Source organism: Bacillus sp. LR--39, assembly GCF_053613335.1.
This window is the reverse complement of sequence record NZ_JBSIOT010000929.1, coordinates 1-689: the sequence shown is the minus strand read 5'-3', so window position 1 is coordinate 689 and position 689 is coordinate 1. Positions and strand designations below refer to the sequence as shown.

General features: G+C 51.7%; 1 protein-coding gene. It reads left to right on the top strand.

From position 1 onward, the window contains the following. Positions 1-689 (top strand): ATP-binding cassette domain-containing protein (locus ACWHAR_RS27535; protein WP_452088493.1); only part of this gene is annotated, 689 nt, incomplete at both ends.

Sequence of the window (689 nt, the reverse complement as noted above, 5' to 3'; positions counted from 1 at the left end):
AGTCGCAGATTCGATTACCGTGCTCCGGGACGGACAGACGATCGAAACGCTTGATGTTCAAAGCGGGCAATTGACTGAAAACCGGATCATCAGAGGCATGGTCGGCAGGGAGCTGCAAAACCGCTACCCTGACAGAAGCGCCGAGATCGGCGACGTCATCTTTGAAGTGAAGGATTGGACAGTTCACCATCCTCTTCAACAGGACCGCAAAGTGGTAAACATGGCGGCGTTTTCCGTGAAAAGAGGCGAGATCGCAGGAATTGCCGGACTGATGGGCTCCGGAAGGACGGAGCTGGCGATGAGCATTTTTGGAAGATCATATGGGAAAAACATTTCCGGCACAATCGAAAAAGACGGGCGGGAGCTTTACATCAACCACCCTGAAGATGCCATTAAAAACGGCATCGTCTATGTGACGGAGGACAGGAAAGGAAACGGTTTGATTCTGAAGGACAGCATTAAAGAAAACATTACGCTGTCGAAACTGGATAAGGTGTCGAGCCGATTGGTGATGGACGAGCGGCGCGAACAACATGAAGCGGAGGATTTTCGCCGGAAATTAAACATCAAGACGCCCGATATCAGCCAGCGGACCGGAAATTTAAGCGGAGGCAACCAGCAGAAGGTCATGCTGAGCAAGTGGATTTTCGCGGAGCCTGACGTTTTAATCCTGGATGAACCGACGCGCG